This is a genomic window from Verminephrobacter aporrectodeae subsp. tuberculatae, assembly GCF_026127385.1.
Taxonomy (GTDB): Bacteria; Pseudomonadota; Gammaproteobacteria; order Burkholderiales; family Burkholderiaceae_C; genus Acidovorax; species Acidovorax aporrectodeae.
In genome coordinates, this window is sequence record NZ_QZCX01000003.1 from 900,777 (window position 1) to 920,199 (window position 19,423).

The 19,423-nt window shown below is 65.7% G+C and carries 17 protein-coding genes and 1 pseudogene; 17 read left to right on the plus strand and 1 reads right to left on the minus strand.

Going from position 1 to position 19,423, the window contains the following annotated elements; genetic code table 11:
- Positions 1-6: 6 nt before the first annotated feature.
- The 17 genes and pseudogenes from flgE to D5041_RS19155 all read left to right on the plus strand — a co-directional run bounded on the left by flgE (position 7) and on the right by D5041_RS19155 (position 18,820).
- Positions 7-1,287 (plus strand): flagellar hook protein FlgE, encoded by a 1,281-nt coding sequence (flgE, locus tag D5041_RS19075; RefSeq protein WP_010101687.1) that lies wholly within the window; start codon positions 7-9, stop codon positions 1,285-1,287.
- A gap of 12 nt (positions 1,288-1,299) precedes the next feature.
- Positions 1,300-2,040, plus strand: coding sequence for a flagellar basal-body rod protein FlgF (locus tag D5041_RS19080; protein WP_265285487.1), 741 nt, complete (start codon positions 1,300-1,302; stop codon positions 2,038-2,040).
- A gap of 76 nt (positions 2,041-2,116) precedes the next feature.
- A complete protein-coding gene (flgG, locus tag D5041_RS19085) occupies positions 2,117-2,899 on the plus strand; it encodes a flagellar basal-body rod protein FlgG (RefSeq protein WP_265285488.1) in 783 nt (260 codons plus the stop codon).
- Positions 2,900-2,934: 35 nt separating this feature from the next.
- Entirely contained in the window at positions 2,935-3,633 is a 699-nt protein-coding gene (locus D5041_RS19090; RefSeq protein ID WP_265285489.1) for a flagellar basal body L-ring protein FlgH, read from the plus strand.
- A 66-nt stretch (positions 3,634-3,699) separates the two neighbouring features.
- The gene (locus tag D5041_RS19095; protein ID WP_265310920.1) at positions 3,700-4,875 is read left to right on the plus strand and encodes a flagellar basal body P-ring protein FlgI; all 1,176 of its coding nucleotides are present in this window, start codon (positions 3,700-3,702) and stop codon (positions 4,873-4,875) included.
- A gap of 40 nt (positions 4,876-4,915) precedes the next feature.
- Positions 4,916-5,866, plus strand: coding sequence for a flagellar assembly peptidoglycan hydrolase FlgJ (flgJ, locus tag D5041_RS19100; protein WP_265282941.1), 951 nt, complete (start codon positions 4,916-4,918; stop codon positions 5,864-5,866).
- A gap of 19 nt (positions 5,867-5,885) precedes the next feature.
- Positions 5,886-7,859, plus strand: a complete 1,974-nt coding sequence (flgK, locus tag D5041_RS19105; RefSeq protein ID WP_265285491.1) for a flagellar hook-associated protein FlgK — start codon at positions 5,886-5,888, stop codon at positions 7,857-7,859.
- 37 nt (positions 7,860-7,896) lie between these two features.
- Positions 7,897-9,150, plus strand: coding sequence for a flagellar hook-associated protein FlgL (gene flgL, locus D5041_RS19110; RefSeq protein ID WP_265285492.1), 1,254 nt, complete (start codon positions 7,897-7,899; stop codon positions 9,148-9,150).
- Positions 9,151-9,357: 207 nt separating this feature from the next.
- Positions 9,358-10,596 (plus strand): aminotransferase-like domain-containing protein, encoded by a 1,239-nt coding sequence (locus tag D5041_RS19115; RefSeq protein ID WP_265285493.1) that lies wholly within the window; start codon positions 9,358-9,360, stop codon positions 10,594-10,596.
- A 138-nt stretch (positions 10,597-10,734) separates the two neighbouring features.
- Entirely contained in the window at positions 10,735-11,667 is a 933-nt protein-coding gene (locus tag D5041_RS19120; RefSeq protein ID WP_265285494.1) for a LysR family transcriptional regulator, read from the plus strand.
- Positions 11,668-12,098: 431 nt separating this feature from the next.
- Positions 12,099-12,350, plus strand: a pseudogene (locus tag D5041_RS19125) (transposase); the annotation flags it as partial.
- 290 nt (positions 12,351-12,640) lie between these two features.
- Positions 12,641-14,209, plus strand: coding sequence for a ShlB/FhaC/HecB family hemolysin secretion/activation protein (locus D5041_RS19130; protein ID WP_265285495.1), 1,569 nt, complete (start codon positions 12,641-12,643; stop codon positions 14,207-14,209).
- A 10-nt stretch (positions 14,210-14,219) separates the two neighbouring features.
- Complete coding sequence (locus tag D5041_RS19135) at positions 14,220-14,672, plus strand: ESPR-type extended signal peptide-containing protein (RefSeq protein WP_265285496.1); 453 nt, start codon at positions 14,220-14,222, stop codon at positions 14,670-14,672.
- A gap of 17 nt (positions 14,673-14,689) precedes the next feature.
- Positions 14,690-15,115: a hypothetical protein gene (locus tag D5041_RS19140; RefSeq protein ID WP_265285497.1), complete on the plus strand. Its 426-nt coding sequence runs from the start codon at positions 14,690-14,692 to the stop codon at positions 15,113-15,115.
- Between the two features lie 160 nt (positions 15,116-15,275).
- Positions 15,276-15,893, plus strand: coding sequence for a nucleotide-binding protein (locus tag D5041_RS19145; protein ID WP_265285498.1), 618 nt, complete (start codon positions 15,276-15,278; stop codon positions 15,891-15,893).
- Between the two features lie 200 nt (positions 15,894-16,093).
- Positions 16,094-18,334 carry a KAP family P-loop NTPase fold protein gene (locus D5041_RS19150; RefSeq protein WP_265285499.1) on the plus strand — a complete coding sequence of 747 codons (2,241 nt, stop codon included), beginning with the start codon at positions 16,094-16,096 and terminating at the stop codon, positions 18,332-18,334.
- Between the two features lie 21 nt (positions 18,335-18,355).
- A complete protein-coding gene (locus D5041_RS19155) occupies positions 18,356-18,820 on the plus strand; it encodes a MaoC family dehydratase (RefSeq protein WP_265285500.1) in 465 nt (154 codons plus the stop codon).
- A gap of 45 nt (positions 18,821-18,865) precedes the next feature.
- Here the strand turns inward: D5041_RS19155 and D5041_RS19160 are convergent, their stop codons facing one another.
- A complete protein-coding gene (locus tag D5041_RS19160; RefSeq protein WP_265282932.1) occupies positions 18,866-19,393 on the minus strand; it encodes a tRNA (cytidine(34)-2'-O)-methyltransferase in 528 nt (175 codons plus the stop codon).
- Positions 19,394-19,423: the final 30 nt, after the last annotated feature.

Below are 19,423 nucleotides of genomic sequence, written 5' to 3' on the forward strand. Positions count from 1 at the left end.
CACATCATGGGTTTCCAACAGGGCCTGTCGGGCCTGAACGCCGCCGGCAAGAATCTCGACGTCATCGGGCACAACATCGCCAACACCAGCACCGTCGGCTTCAAGACGCAGCGGGCCGAATTCGCCGAAATGGTCGCATCGGCCATCGGTTCGGCGGACGGCGCGAGCGCCGGCATCGGCGTGGAGACGGACGCGATCGCGCAGCAGTTCCTCCAGGGCAATCTGTCGATCACGGGAAACAATCTGGACGTGGCGATCAATGGCAATGGCCTGTTCACGCTGACCATGCCCGACGGAACGCCGGCCTACACCCGCTCGGGCAATTTCAAGCTCGACAAGGAGGGCCGCCTGGTCACCAACGGCCAGGCGCATGTGATGGGCTACCCCATGGACCCGGCGACCGGGCTGCGCACGGGAACCGTCCCGGTGGCGCTGGCCCTGCCCACCTCGGCGCCGATTCCCGCGAAACAGACGCGCAGCATCACGGCCGCGCTCAACCTCGACGCGCGCGCGGGCGTGGCGGCCGGCAACCCGGCGGCCACGCCCCCCCTCGCCGCCACGCCGCGCACCACCTATGGCACGTCCATCGAGGTGTACGACAGCCAGGGCGTGGCCAAGCCGGTGAGCCTGTATTTCGAGAAGACCACAACGAACAACACCTGGAACGTGTACGACCGGCTCGACGACCCCACGGCGACGCCGCCCGTGGTCGCCGCGCCCATTGGCCAGATCAGCTTTGACAACCAGGGCGCGATCACCGGCCCCCGGGCCGCGCCGCCGAACATCGGCTTCGCGCTCACGCTGAACGTCGCCCCGACGCCGCCGAACCCGAACAACCTGCCCGCGTATCCCGTGCAGCTCAAGCTCGACGGCGTGACCCAGTTCGGCGCCAAGTTCGCCGTCTCGCAGCTGAGCCAGGACGGCTACACCTCGGGCGAGCTGACCGGCGTCGAAATCGAGGGCAACGGGATGATCACGGCGCGCTACTCGAACGGCGTGACGCGCTCCGAAGGCCAGATTGCGCTGGCGAACTTTCGCAACCCGCAGGGCCTGTCCGACGTGGGCGGGAACAGCTGGCTCGCGACCTTCGCGTCGGGCCCGCCGGTGCTGGGCGTCGCGGGCGAGGGCAGCCTGGGTGCGCTGCGCTCGGGCGCGCTCGAGGACTCGAACGTCGACCTGACCGCCGAGCTGGTGAACATGATGAGCGCGCAGCGCGCCTACCAGGCGAGCGCGCAAACCATCAAGACGCAGGACCAGGTGATGGCCACCCTGGTCAACCTGCGCTGATCCGCCCCCGCCATGGACCACATCATCTACACCTCGATGACCGGCGCCGGCGCCGCCGCGCACCGCCAGGCCGTGCTCGCGCACAACCTGGCGAACGTCTCCACCGAAGGTTTTCGCGCGCAGTTGTCGGCCTTCCGCTCGGTGCCCCTGCAGGGCGATGGCGCCAAGACCCGCGTATTTGCGCTCGAGGCCACCTCGGGCCACCTGGGCACGCCCGGCCCGGTGCAGCGCACGGAGCGCAACCTGGACGCCATGGCCGCGGGCAAGGCCTGGTTTGCCGTGCAGGGACTCGACGGCACCGAGGCCTATACCCGGGCCGGCAGCTTCGAGGTCTCGCCCACGGGCCAGTTGCTCACGCCCGGCGGGCTGGCCGTCCTGTCCGACGGCGGCGTGCCGATCGACCTGCCCGCGGGCGCCGACGTCTCGCTCGGCGCCGACGGCAGCGTCAGCGCCCGGGTCGCGGGCCGGCCCGCGCAGACCGTGGGCCGCATCAAGCTCGCCACGCCCACGCCCGAGGACCCGCTGCAGCGCGGCGACGACGGGCTGTTTCGCAGCGCATCGGGGAACCCGCTCGCGCACGACGCCAACGCCCGCATGCTCGCCGGCGCGGTCGAGGGATCGAACGTGAACCCCGTGGACTGCCTGGTCGCGCTGATCGCCGCCGCGCACCAGTTCGAGCAGCAGATACGCCTGCTGCAGACCGCCGAGGCCGACGACAAGAGCGCCAGCCAGCTGCTGGGCTTGACCGGCTGACGCGCACGCGCCGAATCCCTGCCCGCAGCACCCGGCGCACCCACCCACCACTTCACTCAGCCCAAGAGGAGGCCGCATGATTCACTCCCTCTGGATCGCCAAGACCGGAATGTCTGCCCAGCAGACGCAGCTCGACGTGGTCGCGCACAACCTGGCGAACGTCTCGACCACCGGCTACAAGCGCAACCACGCAGTCTTTGAAGACCTGATCTACCAGAACCTGCGCCAGGTGGGCGCCAACGCCACCGAGCAAAACCAGCTGCCCACCGGCCTGCACCTGGGCCTGGGCGTGCGCACCGTGGCGACCAGCCGCAGCTTTGTGCAGGGCAGCCTGCAGGAGACCACGAACAACCTGGACGTGGCGATCAACGGCAACGGCTTCTTCGAGGTCACGCTGCCCGACGGCACCCCGGGCTACACCCGCGACGGCGCGTTCCAGGTGGACGCGCAGGGCCACCTGGTGACCTCCAACGGGATGCCCGTGGCCAACGGAATCACCGTTCCGGCAAACGCCACCAGCCTGACCATCGGCACCGATGGCGCGGTCTCCGCCACGCTGCAGGGCAACGCGCAGCCGCAGCCGCTGGGCAATCTGACCCTGTCCGCGTTCATCAACCCGGCGGGGCTGGAGCCCATCGGGCAAAACCTGTTCCAGGAGTCGGCCGCGTCCGGGCAACCGCAGCAGGGAACACCCGCAAGCAATGGCCTGGGCGTCCTCAAGCAGGGCTTTCTGGAGGCGTCGAACGTGAACGTCGTGCAGGAGCTGATCAGCATGATCCAGACCCAGCGCGCGTACGAAATGAACGCCAAGGCGGTCCAGACTTCGGACCAGATGCTCGCCCGGCTCGGCCAGCTGTGAGCGCCCCCCGGATCACTCTGCCCGGAACGTGCACCATGCCGACCGCCACCCTCCCCCCGCAGCCCCTGCTGCGCGCCGGCGCCGCCGGCGCCCTGCTGCTGTGCGCCGGCTGCGCCAGCGTATCGACGCCGCCCGTGGACATCCGCTCCACGGCGCCGCCCCAGCTCGCGGCCGCGCCGCGCACACCGCCCGAGGTGACGGGCGGGCTGTTCCGCAGCGCCAGCTACCGGCCGGCCTTTGAGGACCGGCGCGCGCGCGGGGTCGGCGACAAGGTCACGGTGCAGATCGTGGAGAACGTGACGGCGAGCCAGAAATCCTCGTCCACGCTGGACCGCAGCGCCAAGGAGTCAGCGGGAATCAGCAACCTGCCCTTCGTGCACCGGACGCTCAGCGATCTCACGGCGCTGGGCGCGAACTCCGCCAGCGCGTTCTCCGGCAAGGGGGGCACCGAGAGCGCGAACATGTTCTCCGGCTCGATCACCACCACCGTGGTCGAGGTGCTGCCCAACGGCCACCTGGTCGTGAGCGGCGAAAAGCAGATCGGCGTGAACCAGAACGTCGACGTGCTGCGCTTTTCGGGAACCGTCGATCCGCTCGCGCTGCTGCCGGGCAGCGTCATCAGCTCCACGCAGGTGGCCGACGTGCGCGTCGAATCCCGGGGCCGCGGCGCGCAGGATCAGGTACAGGCCATGGGCTGGCTGGGGCGCTTCTTCCATGCGATCACTCCTTTCTGACGCCGGCAACAAGCCGCCCAAGCCGCCGCTTTTCGGGGTTTGTTCCTGCGCCACCGGCCCCGCACAATGTTCGCCATGAAGGCCCCGCTCGCCGCCCTCCAGGCCCTCCTGTCGCGCCGCGCGCGCACGGCGGCGTGGCCCCGCTGGATCCTGCCGGCCCTGCTCGCGGTCTGCGCCGCCGGCCCCGCGCAGGCCCTGCGCATCAAGGAGGTGGCCGCAGTGCAGGGCGTGCGCAGCAACCAGCTCAGCGGCTACGGGCTGGTCGTGGGCCTGGACGGAACGGGCGACCAGACGAACCAGATGCCCTACACCACGCAGACCCTGGCGAACTACCTGCAGCAGCTGGGGATCGGTCTGGCGCCCGGCGCGGCCGCGCAGTTGCAGCCGAAGAACGTCGCGGCGGTGATCGTCACCGCGCAGCTGCCCGCGTTTGCACAGCCGGGCCAGACGATCGACGTGAACGTATCGTCCATGGGCAATTCCCGCTCGCTGCGCGGCGGCACCCTGGTCGCCACCCCCTTGCGCGGCGCCGACGGCGAAATCTACGCGCTGGCCCAGGGGAATATGGTGGTCGGCGGCGCAGGCGCGTCGGCCGGCGGCAGCAAGGTGCAGATCAATCATCTGAGCGCGGGCCGCATCCCGCAGGGCGCGCAGGTCGAGCGCGCCGTTCCCACGGCGCTGCATTCCGGCGAGAGCATCCAGCTCGGGCTCAACGCGTCCGATTTCCAGACCGCGCGCCGCGTCGCGCAGGCGATCAACGCCCGGCTCGGCGCGGGCCTGGCCACGGCGCTCGATGGCCGCACGGTGCAGGTGCGCGCGCCGGCCGACCCGGGCGCGCGCGTGGACTTCATCGCCGAATTGGAGGAGCTGCCGCTGGAGCCCTCCACGCCGCCGTCGGCCAAGGTGGTCATCAATGCCCGCACCGGGTCGGTGGTGCTGAACCAGTCCGTGACCCTCGGCCCCTGCGCCGTCGCGCACGGGAATCTGTCGATCACGATCAGCGCGACGCCGCTCGTCAGCCAGCCCAACCCCCTGTCGCCAGGGCAAACCGTGGTCGCGCAAAGGAACGACATCAGCGTGCGCCAGGAGCCGGGCAGCATCATCGCGCTGCCGGCCGCAGCCCAGCTCGCGGACCTGGTCCGGGCCCTGAACGCGCTGGGCGCGACCCCCGGCGACCTGCTGGCCATCCTGCAGGCGCTCCAGGCCGCGGGCGCGTTGAGCGCGGAACTGGAGGTCATATGAGGCGCCGCCGCTGCGCGTCCGAACGCCGGGAGGAGCGGCCATGGCGCTGACCCGGCCCGCATCCGGCGCCACCGGCCTGCAGAACGCGCTGGCGCTCGACGTGCGCGCGCTCGACGCGCTGAAATACGCCCCGGGCGCGCAGAGCACGCGCGAGGCGGCGCGGCAGTTTGAATCGCTGTTCATGCGCGAGCTGATCAAGAGCATGCGCGCGGCGAGCCCGCAGTCCGGCCTGTTCGAAGGCGAAGCGGGCGGGCAGGCCGGCCTGGGGCGGGACATGCTCGACCAGCAGCTCGCGGTGCACATGTCGGGCCTGCCCGGCGGGCTGTCCGAGGCCATCATGCGCCAGATATCGGCTCAGACCACGCCCCGCAGCGCCCCCCCGCGCCAGACGGCGGGCGGCGTGGCCGCAGCACATCCCCCCGTGCCCTCGACCCTGGGCCTGGCGCGCCGCGCCGCCGCCGCGCCCGCCAGAGCCGAAGCGACGGCCGCGCCCACCAAGGCCCAAGCGGCCGCCCCGCGCATCACCCACCGCGACGACTTCGTGCAGCGCCTGGGCAGCGCCGCGCAGCGCGTGGCCCGGGAGAGCGGAATCCCTGCGAGCTTCCTGCTCGGCCATGCCGGCCATGAAACCGGATGGGGCCGGCACGAGATCCGGACGGCGGACGGCGCGAACACCTTCAACCTGTTCGGCATCAAGGCCGGCAAGGGCTGGAGCGCAAAGGTCGCCGAGACCACGACCACCGAATACGTGGCCGGCGCGCCGCGCAAGGTGCTGACCAAGTTCCGCGCCTACGGCTCGTATGAGGACGCATTGCGCGACTACGCCCGGCTGATTACCGAAAACCCGCGCTACGAGAAGGCGCGCGCGAATCTCGGATCGGCGCCGGCCTACGCGCGCGAACTGCAAAACGCCGGCTACGCCACCGACCCCGAGTACGCGCGCAAGCTCAGCGGCGCCATCGCCAGCGCGCAGCGTGCGCGGGACGGATGAGCCACGGGGGAACCACGTCATGGGTCTGCTCAACGTCGGCGCACACGCCCTTTTGGCCAACCAGGTGGCCCTGCAAACAGCGGGCAACGACATCTCCAACGTGAATACCCCCGGCCATTCACGCCAGAGCGTGGTGCTGCAAACCGTTCCGGGCCGGTTCACGAGCCTTGGCTACATCGGCCAGGGGGTGGCGGTGCAGACCATCTTGCGCCACCAGAGCGAGCTGCTCACGCGCCAGAGCGCGGCGGCGGCTTCGGTGCAGTCGGCCGACGCCGCGCGCGCGCAGCGCCTGAGCCAGTTGCAGGAGATTTTCAGCGGCGGCACAAACGGTCTGGGCGCGGCCATCAACGACGCGCTGAACGCCTTTGCGGACGTGGTCAGCGCGCCCACCGACATCAGCGCGCGCACGCTGGTGCTCACGCGCCTGGACGAAACCGCAGCGCGCATGCGCTCGGCGGCGCTGCGCCTGGACGATCTCCAGGACGACGTCCGGCAGCAACTGCAAAGCAGCGCCACGGCCGTGAATGCCCTGGTCACGCAGATGGCCGACGTGAACCGGCAGATCGCGCTCGCCAAGGGCAATGGCCAGCCCCCGAACGACCTGCTCGACCAGCGCGAGCAGATCATCCGCGACATCAACCAGTACGTGCAGACCACGCAGCTGCCGGCCGACGACGGCACGGTGGGCCTGTTCGTTGCAGGCAGCCAGCCGCTGGTGCTGGGCAGCACGGCCGCCAAGCTGTCGATCGGCCCCGCGACCGAGTTTCCCGGGAGCGACCGCATCGGGCTGTTCTTCGAACTCCCCGGGGCTCGGGCCAACGCGCTCGACGCGCAGCTGCTCGGCGGCGGGTCGATTCCCGGCCTGCTGCGCTTTGAGGCGAACGATCTGAGCACGGGCCGCAACCTGCTGGGCCGCATGGCGCTGGCCACCGGCCAGGTGCTCAACGGCCAGCAGAGGCTGGGCCGGACGCTCGATGGCGCGCCCGGCAGCGACCTGTTCGCGCTGCCCACCGAGATTCCCGGGCGCAGCGCCGGCCCCGGGGTCGCGACGCTGTCCTTCAGCGACCCGACCCGGTTCGCGGCGTCGGACTACGAAATCCGCTTCACCACCGCAACCTCCGGCCAGGTCGTGCGGCTCTCGGACGGCCAGTCCACGCCGTTTGCCAGCGCGGCGCAGCTGGCCGGGCGCCCGATCGACGGCCTGGTCTTCAACCTGCGCACGCCGGGGGTGCCTGGCGAGCGCATGCTGTTCCAGCCGTTTCGCACCGCGGCGGGCGAGATCCAGGCGCTGGTGCACGCCCCGCGCGACCTGGCCGCGGCCAACCCCGTCAACGCGGCCATGGGAACGGCCAATGGCGGCACGCTGCAACTGCTCGGCCTGCGCGCCACGGGCCTGCCGAACCCGCCCGGACTGGTGCTTCCCGCGCGCGCCAACCCGGCTGCCACGCCCCCCGTGCCCGGAGGGGTGCTGCTGCGCTTCAACGCCGGGCCGCCAACGACGTACGACGTCCTCGACCAGGCCACGGTCCCCGCCACCGCGCTTGCCGCCGCGCAGCCCTACCTGTCCGGCGCGCCGATCTCCGTCCAGGGCTGGGAGATCAGGCTGCAGGGAACGCCGCACACCGGCGACACGCTCGTCGTCGGCAACGCGCTCGACGCGCAGTACGGCGACGCCTTCACGCGCGACGCGGGCAACGCGCAGGCGCTGCTGGCCCTGCGCGACCTGAAGCTGTTCGACGAGGCCACGCTGAGCGACGGCCACGCGAGTGCCATCGCGCAGATAGGCACGCGCACGCAGAGCGCGCAACTCGCTGCCGACCTGTCCGCGGGCATCTCCGCCTCCCTGGAGCGCGAGCGCAGCGCCATCTCCGGGGTGAACCTGGACGAGGAAGCCGCCAAGCTGATCCAGTACCAGCAGGCGTACCAGGCCGCGGCAAAAATGGTCCAGATCGCGCAGAACATCTTTGACACGCTGCTGCAGGACATGGGCTGAGCGCCACCACCTGCTCGCAAACACACCGGAGTACCCCATGGGCAACCGCATCGACCGCATCGGCAACGCCGCCATGTACGACGACAGCCTGCGCAAGCTGAACGCGCGGCAGAGCGATCTCGCCACCATGCAGGACAAGCTCAGCGCGGGCAAGCGCGTGCTGCGGGCGAGCGACGATCCGGTCGCTGCGGCGCAGGCGGAACGCGCACTCACCCGCCTGGCGCGCATCCAGAGCGATCAGCGCGCACTGCAAGCCCGGCGCGACACCATTACCCAGGGCGAGGGGACGCTCGGCGAAGCCGTGGGCCTGCTGCAGGACTTCCGCGAACTGGTGGTGAGCGCGGGCGGCGCGAGCCTCACGGCGCACGATCGCGCGACCATCGCCCAGCAGTTGCAGGGCCTGCGCGAGCAATTGCTCCAGGCCGCAAACCGCCAGGACACCAACGGCATCCCGCTGTTCGCCGCGCTGGGCAGCATGGCGGCGCCCTTTTCTGGCCCCCGGAGCAGCGCCCCCGACTACGCTTTCCAGGGCCAGCCCGGCCAGGTGGCGAGCGACGGCGTGCGCCTTCCCGGCACGCTGGACGGCTACAGCGCCTTCATGTTCGACCCCCGCCGCGACGCGGTCTACACCGCGCAGGTGAGCCCCATCCCGACGGACCGGCGGCTGACCACGACGGCGGTCCAGCCCACCGCAGCGGGCCAGGCGACGGGCGACGGCTACCGCATCACATTCGGCGCCGTGCGCCCGGGCGCGACGGCGGGAACCAGCAGCATCACCTACACCATCACCAACACCCGCACCGGCGTCGTATCGGCCCCCGTGGTGCCGCCCGACTTTCCCCGCGACCAGCCGGTGCGCATCACCGTGACCGGCATCCCGGGCCTGCGCCTGGACATCGAGGGCACACCGGCCGCCGGCGACAGCGTCAGCGTGGAACCCAGCGCCAGCCTGCTGAGCACGCTCGACAGCGCCATCCGCAGCATCCGCGATGCGCCGAACAACAACGCAGCCATCCAGGCCGTGGGCCAGGGGCTGGCGAACATCGACCGCGGGCTCGAACAGGTGCAGGCGCTGCGCGGCTACGCCGGAGAACTGCTCAACCGCGCGGACCGCATCACGGCAGACCAGGAGAAGCGCTCCACCCAACTCGAAGGCGATCGCTCGCGGGCCGAGGACCTGGACATGGTCCAGGGCATTTCGGACTTCCAGAACCAGCAGACGGGGTACGAAGCGGCGCTCAAGTCCTACGCCCGGGTGCAGAGGCTGTCGCTATTCGATTTCCTGGGGTAGCCCCCCTGAGCCGCAGGGCCACGTTTCTGCCGTGGGTCGCGCTGGGGTGTAGCGCCATCCCGGGCAATACAGATTCGCCACTGCGCCCGCAGGCTGTATGGATGGTGTACCGGCCGGCACGCTACATTGCGGAGGCGTGGCACGCCCCATCCCGGCGCGCCTGCCTTGACACCATGGGCGACCGGAGTCGCCCGCAGGAGAATGAAAATGAAACCGGATGCGCTTGCACGAACAGACCCGAGCGACCCAAGCGACCCAAGCGACCATTGGACCCTGGCGCGCCGCACCGCGCGCATGACCCCCTCGGTCATCCGCGACATCCTCAAGCTCACCGAAAAGCCCGGAATCATCAGCCTGGCCGGCGGCCTGCCCTCGCCCCGGACCTTCCCGGTGAGCGCGTTTGCCGCCGCATCGGCCACCGTGCTGGCGCACGACGGCCCCGCCGCGCTGCAGTACGCGGCCAGCGAAGGCTTTGCCCCGCTGCGCCAGACGATTGCCGACTTCCTGCCCTGGGACGTGGACCCGGACCAGCTGATCATCACCACCGGCTCGCAGCAGGCGCTGGACCTGATCGCCAAGGTGCTCATCGACCCCGGCAGCCGCGTGCTGGTGGAAACGCCCACCTACCTGGGCGCGCTGCAGGCCTTCACCCCCATGGAACCCAGCGTGCTCGCCTTGGCCAGCGACGACGAGGGCGTGCGCATCGACGAACTCGCGGCCAAGATGGGAACCGGCGCGGACAAGGCGCGCCTGCTGTACGTGCTGCCCAACTTCCAGAACCCCACGGGCCGAACCATGAGCGAGGCGCGCCGCGCTGCGCTGGTGCAGGCCGCAGCCGAGCGGAGACTGCCGCTGGTGGAAGACAACCCCTACGGCGACCTGTGGTTCGACACCCCGCCGCCAGCACCGCTGAGCGCGCGCAACCCCGAAGGCTGCGCCTACGTCGGCTCGCTCTCCAAGGTGCTCGCCCCCGGACTGCGCCTGGGCTACATCGTCGCGCCCAAGGCCATCTACCCGAAGCTGCTGCAAGCCAAGCAGGCCGCCGACCTGCACACCCCCGGCTACAACCAGCGCCTCGCGGCCGAGGTGCTCAAGAACGGCTTTCTGGAGCGCCACGTGCCCGCCATCCGGGCGCTGTACAAGCAGCAGTGCTACGCCATGCTGGACGCGCTCGACAAGGAAATGCAGGGCCTGGACGTGCAGTGGAACCGCCCCGGCGGCGGCATGTTCCTGTGGCTGCGCCTGCCCGAAGGCATGGACGCCACCGACTTGCTGCCCCGGGCGGTGGCGCGCAACGTGGCCTTCGTTCCCGGCGCCGCGTTCCACGCGGGCAACGCCGACCCGCGCACGCTGCGCCTGTCGTTCGTCACCGCCACGCAGGAACAGATCGCCACCGGAATCGCCGCACTGGCCGCGGCCATCCGCGATTGCCAGGCTTCGGGATAGACCCGGGTCGCCCCCTCAAAGGAGGCTTGGCAATGCCAGTTCCGCGCCTGTCCCCATGCGGGGGCCGGCGGGCGCATGCATCATGCAAGGGGGCGCAGACACGTGCGCCCAGCAAAAACTCCCGGCCTTGCAGCGCCCATGACCCTGAACATCAAATACCGCCCGGTAAAAGCCTTCCTGCTCGCGGCGGAGCATGGCTCGTTTACCCACGCGGCCAGCGTGCTCGGGGTGACGCAGCCCTCCTTCACGGCCCTGATCCAGGACCTGGAACACCAACTCGGTCTGCGCCTGTTCGAGCGCTCGACGCGCAGCCTGGCGCTCACGGCAGCCGGCCGGGAATTCCTTGCGCGGGTGCAGCGGCCGCTGGCGGACATCGAAGAGGCCTACCGCAGCGTTCTCGACCTGTCGGCAGCGCGGCGCGGCAGCGTCATCCTGGGCGCGTTGCCGTCCACCGCATTCGCGCTCGTGGCGCCGGCGCTGCAAGCGCTGCGCTGCGTCCACCCCGCTCTTGGGGCCCGGGTGATCGAGGCGCACAACGACGAATTGCTCCTGCTGCTGCGCAGCAACCAGATTGAATGCGCGCTGGCGACGCTGCCCGACCCCGGCTCCGACCTGGTGTCGCAGCCGGTCATCGACGACGTGTTCTGCGCCGTCTTTGCACGTGGCCACGCGCTGCAAGCAGCCCGGCGCGTGCTCTGGCGCGATCTGCTCGCACATGAACTCATCCTGCTCTCGCGCGGCTCCAGTGTGCGTGCGCAGTTCGATCGCGCCATGCAGCGGCGTGCCACCGGCAGCGCCGTGCTGCCGCGCTACGACGTCACGCACATCCTGACGGCGGCCGCCATGGCGCGGCGCGGCCTGGGCGTCGCGATCCTGCCGCGCCTGGCCCTGCCCGAACTCGACATGGACGGCCTGTCGGCGCGCGCCATCGCCTCGCCCGGAGCGCGCCGCAGCATCGGCATGGTGCACCGGCGCGACCGCGTCCTGAGCCCGGCCACGCAGCGGTTCTTCGAACAGCTGCAAGCGGTGGTTCCGGCGGTGGATGCACTGTGCGCACGGCTTGCGCTGTGAACACGGCGCCGATGATCAACGGATGGCCCGCTCCGCGGCCTGAACCAGGAAGCCCGAGCGGGTCAGGCCATGTGCCTTGACGTACGCATCCACCCGCGCGAGCACCCATCCTTCGGCTTCGAGTATCTTGATGATTTGCTTGCCGTTCGCAGTGGTTATCGTACCCACCAAAACAAGAGCGCCAATACCGCATCCGGCGCGGCTGCGGGGGCCTGCGGATCGCCCCATTGCCTGCGGGTAACTACTCAGAGCCTAACTACTCAGAGCCTGTGAAGATATGTCGGCACGAATATTACGCGTCTTTTGACATGGTCAGCACCCCCACGAAACCCGGATCGAGCGGACACATGGACACCTTGTTTGAGGACCTGATGTTTCCGCTCAGCAGCACAACGGCCCCGAAACCAAGAGCGCTCAAAAGCATACCCCGCATGCAAAGCCCGGTACGCAATCAGGTCGAACTGCGAGCCTATGACCTTGACGCCACCCTGCCCACAGACCACCAGGCCCGCGCCGTCTGGGCCTTCATGCAATCGATCGACCTTCAGGCTCTGTACGCGCGTATCCGGGCCGTCGAAGGCGGTGTCGGGCGCGCTCCCATTGACCCGGCCATCCTGGTGAGTCTGTGGCTGTACGCGACGCTCGACGGGGTAGGTTCTGCGCGCGAACTTGCACGGCTGTGCCACAGTTTGTCGTCTTCTCCGAGAACTCGGTTGTGTTTTCTGCGCAAGCAACCAGTCCACTGGATTGCCCAAGTCACGTGCTCGCACCATCAGGGCCATGATGCTTGCGCGGACAACGACACTCCATATAAGGATTTATCTTGATCTCGTTCTTGGTAATCTTGATCGGTGTAATCTTCGGATTCGCAACGCATGCACGGGCGCAAACTCCCCCCGCGGCTATCGACCGCCAAAACCAGATTATTGAGCGCCAGCAGCAAGACCAACTGCGCGAGGAACAGGACCGGACCATGCGGGCACGGCCCCCACCGGGTGGCACCGACCTGCAGGATCTGAAGCCGCAGGTGTCGGTGCCTGAGCTCGGTGCACCGTGCCGGGAGATTCGCGAGATTCGCTTTGGCGGCGACACGCAACACCTTCCAAGCGATCTCCAGCACGATATTGAGAACGGCAATGCCGGTCGTTGCCTGGGCGGACCCGAACTCGAGGGCATCTTGGCCGCGGTGACCAAGAGCTATATCGACCGTGGATACGTCACTACCCGCGCCTACCTGCCCGCACAGGATCTGCGCAGCGGCATACTCGAAGTGACGGTGGTCGAAGGCCGGATTGAGCGCTTCGAACTGATTGGCGGCAGAGACAGCGCCCAATGGATTCGCGGTGCCTTTCCGGTCAATCCTGGTGACCTGCTCAATCTGCGCGACTTGGAGCAAGGCATCAACCAGATCAATAGTCTGACCACCAACAACGCCAAGCTTGATCTGCGCCCCGGCAGCGAACCCGGTCAGACCGTGGTGGGGGTCGAGAACCCGGCTGCTTTTCCGGTACACGCTTATGTCTCGCTCGACAATTCGGGCACGCGGGCCACCGGCGTCTTTCCCGCATCGGCCACGGTCTCCTTTGACAGCGTGCTGGGTCTGAATGAATTGCTCTCGATCACCAAACGCCAATCGGTGCTGCCGAAGCAACGGGAGCACAACTCCGACTCGATCGGTCTGCGCGCCGTATTGCCCTTTGGCTACAACACCTTCAGTCTCGACACCAGCCAGAGCGGCTATACCAACGTGCTGCACCCGCCGAGCGGGCTGAGCCTTGTCTCGGAAGGCCGCACCGTCAGCAAGAGCCTGACGGCCGACCGGGTGGTGTACCGCGACCAGGCGAGCCGCATCTCGCTGTCCGCCCGGCTCGGCACGCAATCCACGCGCAACTGGCTCGGCGGCGAGTATCTGCAAGTCAGCAGCCGCACCCTGAGTACGCTCGACTGGGCGACGAGCGCCTTCACCCAGGTCGGCGGCGGCATCCTGAATGCCCGATTCAGCTATGTAGAGGGCCTGACGAACTTCGGCGCGCTGCGCGACGCCGACGATCGGCCCGATGACCTGCCACACGCACAGTTTCGCAAGTTGGCGCTCGATCTCGGCTTCTCGCGCGGCTTGGACATCGCCGGTCGTGTCTTTCAGTGGTCCAGCCAATTCAGCGGTCAGCATGCCTATGACACGCTCTATGGCGCGCAGCAGATTCTGATCGGCGGGAATTCTTCGGTGCGCGGTTTCCTCGACAGCGTACTCAGCGGCGACAACGGTTTCTACCTGCGCAACGAACTTTCCATGCCCGGGACGGTGGCGACGATCCAGGGCGCGCCGCTGTCGGTCCGCACCTACGCGGGCCTCGACGCGGGCCGCGTGAGCAACCGCGCCGCCGGTGTCCCCTCGGGTTCGCTGTCGGGCGCCACGCTGGGCACCGCGCTTCAGTGGAAGACCCTGAATCTCGACGTCTTCGCAGCACGCGCCGTCCATATGCCCTCCACGCTGAAACGGGAAGGCACCCGATACAGCTTCCGCCTGTCCGCTTCCCTTTGAGGACCTTGCCATGAACCACATCTATCGGGTCATCTGGAATTCGGCATCGGCCACCTGGATGGCCGTGGCAGAAACCGCGCGCGGACATGGCAAGGGCCGCAAGGCCAGGGCGCGTCGTCGCGGCATCCGGGCCTTCAGCGCACTCGCGCTGATTCCACTGGGCACGCTCGCGCAGGTCGCGTCCGTGGTGGTCGCGCCCGGCAGCCCGTTGAACGCCTATGTGGCGCCGAATGGCGTCACCGTGGTCAACACGAATGCGGCGAACACGGCCGGGCTCTCGCACAATCGCTACCAAAGCTTCAACGTGCACCCGATCGGCCTGGTGCTGAACAACACGACGAGTGCGCAGATCGTCTACCAGTCGCAGTTGGCGGGACAGGTCATGGCCAACCTCAACCAGGCCAACACGGCGCGAGTCATCCTCAACGAGGTGATTTCGAACAACCGCAGTGCACCGGTCTGAACGCCACGGCGCAACAGGTGCTCGACCTCGTGACGCGCTCGCTGCGGCTGGAGGCGTCCATCAACGGGCAGGACGTGGGCGTCGCCGTCGGCGCCAACCGCTGGAGCTACGACACGCGCGCCGTCACAGGTCCTGCCACGCACACCGGCGCAGCACCGGTGTATTCGGTAGACAGTTCGGTACTCGGCGGCATGTACGCCAACCGCATCCGCCTGACCTCGACCGAGGCCGGCGTGGGCGTGCGCTTGCTGGGTGATGCTGCGGCCAGCGCAGGCGACTTTACGCTGACGGCTGCGGGCAGAATCGAGTTGCAGACCCGCGTCACGGCGCTGAGCGACGTGAACGTGAGCACCACCAGTGCCGAAGCGAATGCGCTCGCGCTGACTGACGCCAGTCTCACGTCCACCGGCAAGACCGTGCAAGCAGGGTGCCAAGCTGTTTGACGCGCTCACCCAAGCCTTTCAGGGCGCTCCGGTTCAACCTCGCTTTGGTTGATGGGCTGGGCCGTGGGCCCGGGGGCTGAGTAGTTACGCCTGCGGATCGGGAGCCAAGGCATGATGGGCCCGTGTTTTTCACGGACCGGCAGATTCCAAGGAGGTTGTCATGCCAGTGATCGTCGTTGCCAATCCCAAGGGAGGCGTGGGCAAATCCACGCTGTCCACGAACGTTGCGGGGTACTTTGCCAGCCAGGGACACCCCGTGATCCTGGGCGACACCGACCGACAGGAATCCGCGAAGCTGTGGCTCAGTCTGCGCCCGCCCGCCGCGCGCCCCATCGGCACCTGGGACATCGGCTCGGACGTCATCAGCCGCCCGCCCAAGGGAACGACGCACGCGGTGCTCGATACCCCCGCCGGCCTGCACGGCTGGCGCCTGAACGACGTGCTCAAGCTCGCGGACAAGATCATCGTGCCGCTGCAACCCAGCGTGTTCGACATCTTCGCGACGCGCAGCTTTCTCGACCAACTCGCCGAGCACCGCCATGCGGCGGGCGTGCAGGTGGGCATCGTCGGCGTGCGCGTGGACGCGCGCACCCGGGCGGCCGAGCAACTGCAGCATTTTGTCGACGCCCTGGGCTTTGCGGTGCTGGGCTACCTGCGCGACACGCAAAATTACATCCACCTCGCAGCGCATGGGCTGACGCTATTTGACGTGGCCCCAGGCCGCGTGGCGCGCGACCTGGAGCAATGGCCCGGAATCTGCGCCTGGCTTGATGCCTGAGGTACGATGCGCAAGCCCCAAGGGGAGCCGACTGTCTCCGGTCCGGCGTGCAGCGGCGCGCAAGTGCATGGTCCTTTCGATGTGCCAGCGTAACTGTAGGACGGACTCTGTGTTATTTTCCCTGACTGACTCCCCAAAAAATTCAACCCCCCGCCCGCACTGCCCTGGTGCTGCCAAAAAAAAAGAAGAAGCTCAAAGCCATGACCACGAAACCATTTTTCCACTCTGATCGACCCGCCGAAAAGGACGCATTGGGGTGGTCGGACTTTGCCGAAAACCTGGCACGCTCGCTCCCGCTTCCTGAAGGCAGTGAAGGTATTGTCGTCGGCATCGAAGGAGAATGGGGCTCTGGAAAAAGCACGCTAATTGGACTTATAAAGAAATCTTTGCTACCAGAAGGCAATACAGAGCCAAAACCATCGATCTGGAAAAGCATGCTAAATGGACTTGCAAAACTTATAAAAAAATCTTCACTAGCAAAAGGAAATACAGATCCAAAGCCATCGAAGCCGATTATCATTGAATTCAACCCTTGGATGGTAAGCGGTACGGAAGCGCTTGTTGAAACATTGATTATTCAAATTGCCGTAGGGATCGGAAAAAATCCTGAAAAAGATGGTTTGAAAACCGCAAGTAAATTGCTGCGATATGGCGCGGCAATCGCCGAACCTCTAAAAATCCTGAAATGTTTCCCAGGCATTGCCTTTATAGGAAATATATCTGAAGCAGCTGGAAATGCCTTTGAGGGATTTAACAAGCATATAGAAAAAAACTTGTCGAAAATTGATCTCAGCAAGCGAAAGGAGGATGTAGTCGAAGGGTTGAATAAACTGGGTCAACCATTAATAATTATTATCGATGATCTTGACCGCCTGCCGCCCGAGGAAATTCGGTCAATGATTCAAACGGTCAAAGCGGTGCTTGACTTTCCACGGACTCTTTATCTTCTGGCATATGATAGGTCCATTGTAGCCCGTGCCCTGGGGTCGAACAATGAAGAGGATGGCCTTCGCTATCTTGAAAAGATCGTACAGGTTGCCTATCCAATTCCTCCGATTTCTCAACGACAGCTGAAGAAATTCGCCGAAGAGAAAATATCAAACCTCCTGACAGAGCTAAGTATAACACTGCGTCTATTCGAAAAATCGTTCTATGAACGCGCAATCGCTCAGGCGGCATCCCTATCCAGACATATGAGAGACATAGTTCGGATCGTTAATCGACTGTCATTGGTATTGCCGATAATATATAAAGAAGTGAATGTGGCAGATGCTATCGTGTTCGAGGCATTGTCTCAACGCTTTCCGGAATTAAGAGAAAACATCTGCAATCATCCTCTACACTTTTGTGGAAGGCCATTCCCAGACGGCATTTCTGGCGACGATATCTCCGCCGAAGAGTGGACAAGGAAGGAGGACGAACTGGCTCTCACGAAAAAAGCGCAGCGGAACGGAGATTCGCATTGGGCGGAGTTTCTTCCGAAGGGCAAAGAACGGGAAGTTGCGGATAGCGCTTGTCAATTCCTGTTCTCCTCGTCCAGCGACTCCCCTAGCATATATGGACTAAGAATGGCGGATCCTGGTCGAATGGCTCGTTATCTCAGGTGCACTACCATCGATGGAGTTCCTGATGCAGAAGAAATCCATGAGATTTTAAGTGATCCCGTAAAACTGGAACAAGCGCTAAGCGTGAGTGACAACAAAGGTATCCAGGGACTGGATATGACAACAGATACCCAAGCGCTAAGCGTGAGTGACAACAAAGAGATTTCTTCCCTTCTCGGATGGCTTAGTGCCTACATACCGTCTTGCAGCACTTTGAATATAGAAGGCTGTATCGAAAAACTGATCGATAAATCCCAACTCGTCGTCGGATTTGAAACTTCGCATAAAATTATTTCTAAAGCAATTTCTGAAACGATGTGCGAGTTTCTTAAACATGCTGCAAGGACTCTTGACGAACGCGAACGTGAGAGATGTTTTCTGAACATTGTTGAAGGGGCATCTATTCATGTTTCTGCGTACATTATTTTAAATGAAGGGCGCAATGAAAATCATCCATTGTCCAAAGATAATGCATTTCTTAAGGATTCCATCAAAAAATGGATTGACCGTGCTCGGGAAGCCATAAAAGGTGGGCTTGATGGAGAGTTGTTGCACTATGTTCTTTATAGAATTTCCGATTTTCAAAATGGATCACGCGATGAGGTTCATACGATAACTTCAGAGATGTGCGGAACAGATGATGGATTGGCTAGGTTTCTGTCCTACTTTAATTATCTTAAAACCAATAACCTTTTGGAGATCCATTCGTTAGATTTTGATCTTATTAAAAATCCAAAAGATCTGGCCAAGCGCATCGAAAACTCCGACTTGAATGAACAATATTCTTGGTTAATCAAACCCTTGGCCGAATGGAAAATCGGTCAGAAAGGAATTTGAGATTTTAAGCCCCACTGCCCCATGAAAATCTTCCAAACCTATTCCGAAATCATCTCCTGCATAGGCCAAGAGATCGCCATAACCGAATGGCTACCCATTCCACAGCAACAGATCAATCTATTTGCCCAAGCCACAGGCGACCACCAGTGGATCCATGTGGATCCCGAGCGCGCCAAGGCGGGGCCCTTTGGTGTGCCGATTGCGCACGGGCTTCTCACGCTGTCGTTGATTCCGCAATTCTTCCAAATGAGCCTGCGCATCGAGGGGGCGCGCATGGGCGTGAACTACGGGTTTAACCGGGTGCGCTTTACCGCGCCCGTTCCGGTGGATAGCCGCTTGCGCGCGCGCCTGGCGCTGCAAGCGGCCGAGTCCCTGGCGCCGGATGGGATGCAGATGACCTGGCTCGTGACCGTGGAGCGCGAGGGCGGCGACAAGCCCGTGTGCGTGGCCGAATCGCTCACGCGCAGCTACGGTGCAGCCGCCTGAGAACCGGCCTGCGGTGACGCCGGGACCCGGGCGGCGCGGGCGCGCTCAGTTGGACCGGATCAACCCGCTGATGACCGTGCCCTCGGGGGCGTCGCCGATCGCGCCGTCGGGCATGGCAAAGCTGTTTTGCCGCCAGGCCTCGAATACGGTCACGGCCACCGCGTTGGACAGGTTCATGCAGCGCTGGCCCGCGACCATGGGCAGCCGCAGGCATTGCGCGGGGGGAAAGCTCTCGCGCAAGGCCACGGGGAGCCCCCGGGTTTCTCCGCCAAACACCAGCCAGTCGCCCGGCAAGAAGCAGGAGGAGTACACGGTCAGCGCGCCATGGGTGGTCACCAGGAACATGCGCGCCACGTCGGGCCGGGTGTCGCGCAGGAACGCGGTCCAGCCCGCGTGGCGCAGCACCTGCGCGTATTCGCGGTAGTCCAGCCCGGCGCGGCGCATCAGCCGGTTTTCCATCGAAAACCCCAGGGGCTCTATCAGGTGCAGCGTGCAGCCCGTGTTCGCCGCCAGGCGAATCACGTTGCCGGTGTTGGGCGGGATTTCGGGTTCGACAAGGACGATGTGGAACATGGCGGCTATTTTGTTGGCTTCTGACCGCGC